Raw genomic sequence first — 6,251 nt, 5'->3', positions numbered from 1 at the left:
TCGTCCCCTCTCAAAGGACATAGCGGTCGAACCCTGTCACCCGGCGGCATAGGAATCCGGGTCCGCCGCAAGCTTGCTCCCGGCGCTCAGTCGACGGGCAGCTTCGTGCGCTCGCCGAGGGCTTGGCGCGTGTAGAGCTTCTTCACGAGCACGTAGAGGACGACGGTCAGCGGCGCCCGGATGATCACCCCGAGCGCCCCGAACAGGAGCCCAAACACCGCGAACAGGATCAGGGCGGGCGGGATCCGCACCATGCGCCGTTCGATGATCGGCGTGATCACGTTCGGCTCCAACTACTGGATGGCAACGAAGTGGCCCAGGGTCATAAGAATGTGCTGGTGCCTTGTGTTGCAGCAAGCTGCAGGGCCGGGATGGCTCCCACGATCGGCCCATCGATCGGGATGAACTCGGTGACACCCGCGAACATTCCGAGCGCCGAGGGAACTGGAAGGCCGATCAGCCAGGTTCCCAGCCCTGCTAGCACGCCTATGACGCACATCCGCCGCAGCTGAGGACCGGGCCTGCTCCTGCTACCGGATCATCCGCGCCGCGTTCGGTCCAACCGTTTGAGGGCCCGCGCAGGATGAGTTTCATGCGGATCGGGACCTCTCAGTGTATCGAATGCCGCGCCGCCTCGCCGATTTCCTGCAGCAGCACTTCCACCGGAAGGGGACGTGGCAGAAAACAGCCGTTACCGGGAACGTCGGCAGGGCGTAGATGCCGGACATGACCCGACGTAATCACCAGCCCAAGCGAGGGCCACCGGTCGTGTGCCTTCCAGGCGAGATCCAAGCCGCCCGGCCCTTGGTCGAGGTCGGCCAGTAGAACCCCTACGTCGAGCCGAGCCTCAAGGGTGCTCCACGCCTCATCCAGGCTCTCAGCTTCGATCACCGCAAAGCCAGCCCTGGCCAAGGAGGCGGCCACACTTAAGCGAACCGCCGGCTCGCTCTCCACCAGCAGAACAGTTGTTCTTTTCCCTGTGTCATGCGCGGCCATGGATTGCTCCTACGCAACTGATCGGTAAGGTGTCTGATCGGTAAGGTGTCGTCCGTGATGCCGGTTCCTGCCGGCCCAAGAGCCTCGGAACAGTTGCGGACACAAAATGCGCGCACGTGCCTCAGCCTGTGGGTCACATGCGAATGCACCAAGTGGCGCGCCCTTCAAGAGCCTCCACTGCCGGACAGATTCGAGGAGGGGAATGACCACCAGTAAAGAGACCTTCCGCAGTCTAGCCACCAAGTATGGAAGGGACACACGTAGGTGCGATCGGATCGGGTCCGCGACTTTCGAGACTGTCTCTCAAATACCCGGCCACCTCGTGTGCGCCGGGTTCTTTTTGGGTCCGCAAGCATTCCTGCACTACTGGATACATATTGCGTCGATGCCTTGGCCTGCACACCATGATTGTGCCGGACTTGTTCGTTTCACACGAGGACAGCTCCCATGCCCGCTGATCCTCTTTTCAGGCTACAGCCGCATCCTCTTACGATTGCCGCTGCGGTGCTCGCCACGGCCGCCGTTCCGGGCACAGCGCTCGCGCAGGCGATGGGTGCGGCCAGACTGCCAGCCGGTGCGCCCCTGCCTGAGGGACCGTCTGCTGCCGTACCCGAAAACAGTCCGGCCCTTGTGGCATCACCAGAACTGACGTCGTTCCGGAGCATTGGCCACAGAGACAGTCATCAACCTGCCGGACCGGGCAACCGCGGTGGGCACATCATGGAGGAGACCATGTTCGATTTTGCAGTGCTGGTGTGGTTGGCTCTCGCGGCGCTCCCGCTTGCGGCAGACATCATTACGGTGGGCGCACGATCCCGTGTCCGAAATCCTGTCTTGGCGCGGGCGGCGACCCGCACCAGACCCCGCAGCCTCCGCCGAGGGGACAAATGAGGGATGGTGCCAGTTACTGAGGAAGGGAACTTCCCTGACCTTCCACCGAGATGAGGATGACAGCGAAAAGGACGTGGGCGCCTGCACCAATGTCTTGTACCACCGTCGGTTGGCATGAGCCGGGGCGTCGGCGGGCTGTTCTTCTTCGTAGTTGGCCTAATCATCCTAGTCGCCTTGGCTTGGGTCCGTGGGGCCTTCCGTTGCTTCCCTGGCAACAGGGGCCGTTCCGCCTGCCACCCCGCCGACGCAGCCTTGACAGCCAGCATCTGCCCTGAGCGCGGCGACCCCGCCCGGAGAGCAACTATGTTGGCGGATTTGCATCCAGCTCTGCGGAGCAGCACTGCGACACGCACGAGTGGGAACAGATCAATGCCCAAAACCAAAAACAACGATAAGCGAACCGGCCTTTGGGCCATCGCCGCCTTGGGCGGGAGCGCATTGATCACGCGCCTGCAGACCTGGGCTGCAGTACAGGCTCATCCGCCCGTCGGCTCCTTCGTCCGGACCCGAAGCGGTCACCTGCGTGTCCGCGAATTCGGACAGGGACAACCGATCGTTCTCCTCCATGGGGCAGGCGGGCTGCTTGAGGACTTCATGGTTGCCGGGGTGTGCCATGCGCTCGCCGGTTCCCACCGGGTGATCGCCCTTGACCGGCCCGGCTACGGCTACAGCAGCCAGCCCGCGCGGGATCTCAAAACCCCGGAGGAGCAGGCTGGATGGCTCGACGACGTGCTAGATGAACTCGGCGTCGAACGGCCCATCCTGGTCGGGCACTCCTGGGGAACGCTCGTCGCCCTATCGCATGCCCTGACATATCCGGCCCGGGCGTCAGGCTTGGTGCTGGTTTCCGGCTTCTACTACCCGGTCGAGCGACCGCTGGCCCAGGCTGTCTCCATTGCCGCGGCACCAGGCGTGGGCTTTCTTCTGCGCCACACAGTGCTCCCGCCGCTGGCGCGGCTGATTGCCCCTGCGGTGATCCGGTTCCTGTTTGCGCCGAGTCCCGTTCCAAAGCGTTTTGAGGCGTTTCCTGTGTCGCTCTGCTGCCGTCCCGCCCATCGCAGGGCGGCGGCCCTCGATATGGAATACCTTGGCGCCACCGCCGCGGCCCTGTGCCCGCACTACCGGCAGGTGAGCATTCCATCGGTCCTGATCACCGGAACAGGCGACAAGGTGGTCGATCCCGAGCACCAGACGAAGCGGCTCTGGCACGACCTTCCGCATGCTGAGCTCGTCGAGCTGCCGGGGGTCGGTCACATGGCCCACCATGTTCGGCCCGAGGCTGTGGTCAGCGCGGTCAAGCGCCTTACACGCTGGCCGGCTGCCATCTCCATGAGCATGGGGCACGATACCACCATGCCTCCTGCCGGAGGATCCGGAGGGCAGACCCGGTCCGATGATGGCTGCTGACGCGTCTGGTCAGAGAGGGCAATCAACGAACGAGAGGACGACTGAACCCATCCGGTTCCGATCAGAGATCGTGATAGTATAAAGTGGGCACCAACCGTTTATCTGAAGCATTATTTAAGTAAACTGTCCAAATTGATCATTCGATACCGAATGTTGTACGCCATTGTACAGTACAAAATTCGAACCAGCAGGGGAATGACCGGTTAAATCTTAAGGCGCTGAGTGGTGTGAGGTAATGATGCCCGCGCCACGGAGCTCAGCCCCTACACAGCAAAGGAGATTACGCCATGAAACTGTTCAACAATGTCTCTCGTCTTGGAGCATGCGCTCTTGGTCTGATGCTGTTCGCGGCCCCCGCGAGCGCTGCGGAATTCGGCGAGTGGGATGTGAATGCAGATGCCCGGCTGACGAGTGAGGAGTTTCGGACGAACTTTGAAGAGGTTGGTGTCTTCAACGCATGGGATGAAAACGACGACCTGGGTTTGACAGAAAGCGAGTTTGAAACCGGCCTTGGAGACGATGCCACGGCATTTAACACCCGCTTCGGCGACAACGCGTTCGGCGAGTGGGATGTGAATGACGACAACAGGCTGTCGAACGACGAGTTCTACAATGGCGTCTACGCCTCCTACGACAGCGATGGCGACAAGATCATTGAGGAGCCCGAGTTCGGCGACATCGGCGACGATATCGGCGACGGCGGCTTCTGGGACGTCTAAGCCCACCACAAAGCGGAGGCGGGCTGCGGATATCCCGGACCGGCAGGAAAAATGCAGCAAAAAGCACGACATTGCTGTCCGATGGCGGACCAAGTGCCGGAACCGCAGTTTGCAGACCCGCCTTTTCCAGCCTCGAGGCAAGAAGGATTGCCGTCCTCAACGAATTTGAAGATTCTGGAGTAGAGGTTCGGCAGACCGGAGGCGACAATCTCGACCCGCTGAATCCGCGAAAGGGCGCCTGGCCGCATGCCGGGCGCCCTCCAGTTGCCGAGCCTGGCCGCGCCGAGATCGTCGCGTATTGTCGGAGCAGCCGCAGCGAACAATAGCGCCAGTGCCATCGCGTCTTGCGAGAGCCGTTTCCGCTCCTACGACCCGCGAATCGGGAGCTATTTTCGGCTAGGATAAACGGCACCACCCTTGTCCGTAAGGGGTCCGGCCTGACGGCAAGTGAAGCCCTCCCTGCCGATTGAAAGGTGCAGTTGCCTACAGCAGCCATTCGACCGGGAGAATGCGCATGCATACCGCGAGCAGCCGCGCCGGCAGCGTGACTCCCGGCTCCCGGGTCAGCGCGGCGCCATCGCCGATCCACACCAGTCGGTCCCGGCGCAGCTCGACGCGGTAGCTTTCGGACGGCGACCGCACCTGCCTCATGATTGCAGCAAGCTCCCGAGCGAAGGTTTCTCCCTCGATCAGCAGCACCAGTTCCGTGTTATACTCCGCCGAACGCGGGTCGAGATTGTAGGAGCCGATCACCGCCAGATGTCCGTCGGCAAGCATGATCTTCGCGTGCAGGCCGGCGCCGCCTGAGCTCCCCAGAAGGGACAGGGCACGGCGGACCCTGGCGTCCGGTTGCAGTTCGTGCAGCTCGATGCCGGCTGCGATCAGGCTGCGGCGGTGGCGGGCGTAGGCGATCTGGGCTGGCAGGACGTCATTGGTACCCAAGGAGTTGGTCACGACCCGAACCGCCACCCCGCGCGCGGTCAATAGCCGGAAGCGCGCCAGATCCTCCTCGTCAGGGATGAGGTAGCCGCTCTCGATATCTAGCGAGCCGCGGATGTCGCGGAGGGTATCCCAGAGAGATTGTTGGAGCCTGCCCGCTTTTGCATCTCCTCCTGGTGCATCGTCCAGCACGGTCGCCGGCGCCCAGATCAGGTCGGACAGAAGCGAGCCCAAGTCGGGAACCAGTTCGGCAAGCACCCCGTCGATGCCGTCCCGTGGCCTTCCGGCCAAGCCGCGCCGGCGCAGACTGTCTCTGATGCTACAGTCCAATCGGGTCAGGATGCTCTCGACCTCAGCCTCCTTCCCATGCTCCTCCACGCCGAATGCCGCTGATGGCATGGCGAACTCGCTGGCCCAGAACCGCTCGAATGACGCCTCCACTGCCTGCGCCGCCGGCCCGATGGTCAGCACGTCGAGATCGCGGAAGTTCATGTTGGCCGCTAAGCCGAAATAGACATCGCCGATGTTGCGCCCGCCAACGATCGCGGCGCTGCCATCCGCCACCAGTGCCTTGTTGTGCATGCGCCGGTTCAGGCGGGAGAAGGAAAACAGCCAATTCAAGAAATAGGCGCGGCGCGTCACCGACGGGTTGTAGACCCGTACCGTGACCTGCGGATGGACCGCAAGCGCGCGCACGAGCCTCTTGGTCGAGTGGGCATGCAGATCATCAAGCAAAATGCGCACGCGCACACCCCGCCCGGCCGCCTGCAGCACCGCCCGCGCCATGAGGCGGCCGGCCAGATCGTCGTACCAGGCATAGTACTGCAGGTCGAGGGTGTTGGCCGAAGATTGCACGAGCGCGAGCCGCGTCGCGAGCGCCCTGGGACCCTCGGCGAGGAGGCGGTGGCCACTATGGCCTCCGTTCGCACCTGACCCGCGCTGTGCCGCCTCAGCCAGAGGTGAGGGGCGCAGGGGCCGCTCGGGCCGGAACTCGTCATCACGGCTGAGGAGTTGCCGACGCACTTGCCTGAAACGCCGCTCCGCGAGGGCCACGAGCACCCCAATGGCGAAGATCCCGGCCAGGAGACGGATTGCCCAAAATGCCGTCAGCCTGAGCATAGCAAACACAACCGCGCTGACATCGGGCCGGGCAATAGACGGCCAAGCATCGCATGGCAGGAATGCCGGATTACTGGGATGCTGGGGTTCATGGAGTCGACCTCCGGTGTGGGAGCGGGGCCCGGCTAGAAGATGGACACATGAGAGACATCGTTTGCATCCTGACGAACCCTGATAGAA

Annotated in this window: 7 protein-coding genes; 3 read left to right on the top strand and 4 right to left on the bottom strand. The window is 63.0% G+C overall.

The annotated features are described in order from the left end of the window. Window positions 1-86: 86 nt before the first annotated feature. The 3 genes from IC232_RS24990 to IC232_RS24980 form a co-directional block, all read right to left on the bottom strand. Window positions 87-281 (bottom strand): hypothetical protein, encoded by a 195-nt coding sequence (locus IC232_RS24990; RefSeq protein WP_190847669.1) that lies wholly within the window; start codon window positions 279-281, stop codon window positions 87-89. A 41-nt stretch (window positions 282-322) separates the two neighbouring features. Beyond that, complete coding sequence (locus IC232_RS33395) at window positions 323-499, bottom strand: AI-2E family transporter (RefSeq protein WP_409564967.1); 177 nt, start codon at window positions 497-499, stop codon at window positions 323-325. A gap of 110 nt (window positions 500-609) precedes the next feature. Then, the gene (locus IC232_RS24980) at window positions 610-996 is read right to left on the bottom strand and encodes a response regulator (RefSeq protein WP_190847667.1); all 387 of its coding nucleotides are present in this window, start codon (window positions 994-996) and stop codon (window positions 610-612) included. A gap of 447 nt (window positions 997-1,443) precedes the next feature. Between IC232_RS24980 and IC232_RS24975 the strand changes: the two genes are divergently transcribed. The 3 genes from IC232_RS24975 to IC232_RS24965 all read left to right on the top strand — a co-directional run bounded on the left by IC232_RS24975 (window position 1,444) and on the right by IC232_RS24965 (window position 4,013). After that, window positions 1,444-1,887, top strand: a complete 444-nt coding sequence (locus IC232_RS24975; protein ID WP_190847666.1) for a hypothetical protein — start codon at window positions 1,444-1,446, stop codon at window positions 1,885-1,887. Window positions 1,888-2,256: 369 nt separating this feature from the next. Beyond that, a complete protein-coding gene (locus tag IC232_RS24970; protein WP_190847665.1) occupies window positions 2,257-3,294 on the top strand; it encodes an alpha/beta fold hydrolase in 1,038 nt (345 codons plus the stop codon). A gap of 287 nt (window positions 3,295-3,581) precedes the next feature. Further along, a complete protein-coding gene (locus tag IC232_RS24965) occupies window positions 3,582-4,013 on the top strand; it encodes a hypothetical protein (protein ID WP_190847663.1) in 432 nt (143 codons plus the stop codon). Between the two features lie 483 nt (window positions 4,014-4,496). Here the strand turns inward: IC232_RS24965 and IC232_RS24960 are convergent, their stop codons facing one another. Further along, window positions 4,497-6,071 (bottom strand): phospholipase D family protein, encoded by a 1,575-nt coding sequence (locus tag IC232_RS24960; protein ID WP_190847661.1) that lies wholly within the window; start codon window positions 6,069-6,071, stop codon window positions 4,497-4,499. Window positions 6,072-6,251 lie beyond the last annotated feature (180 nt).

The organism is Microvirga sp. (assembly GCF_014699075.1).
Lineage (GTDB): Bacteria > Pseudomonadota > Alphaproteobacteria > Rhizobiales > Beijerinckiaceae > Microvirga.
The sequence above is the reverse complement of the archived record's forward strand: the minus strand, read 5'-3'. Positions and strand labels throughout refer to the sequence as shown.

Excerpts from the sequence above, each read along its gene's own strand:
- IC232_RS24970 (WP_190847665.1), top strand. The coding sequence starts at position 2,257 with ATGCCCAAAACCAAAAACAACGATAAGCGAACCGGCCTTTGGGCCATC.
- IC232_RS24980 (WP_190847667.1), bottom strand. The coding sequence starts at position 996 with ATGGCCGCGCATGACACAGGGAAAAGAACAACTGTTCTGCTGGTGGAG.
- IC232_RS24960 (WP_190847661.1), bottom strand. The coding sequence starts at position 6,071 with ATGCTCAGGCTGACGGCATTTTGGGCAATCCGTCTCCTGGCCGGGATC.
- IC232_RS33395 (WP_409564967.1), bottom strand. The coding sequence starts at position 499 with ATGTGCGTCATAGGCGTGCTAGCAGGGCTGGGAACCTGGCTGATCGGC.
- IC232_RS24975 (WP_190847666.1), top strand. The coding sequence starts at position 1,444 with ATGCCCGCTGATCCTCTTTTCAGGCTACAGCCGCATCCTCTTACGATT.
- IC232_RS24965 (WP_190847663.1), top strand. The coding sequence starts at position 3,582 with ATGAAACTGTTCAACAATGTCTCTCGTCTTGGAGCATGCGCTCTTGGT.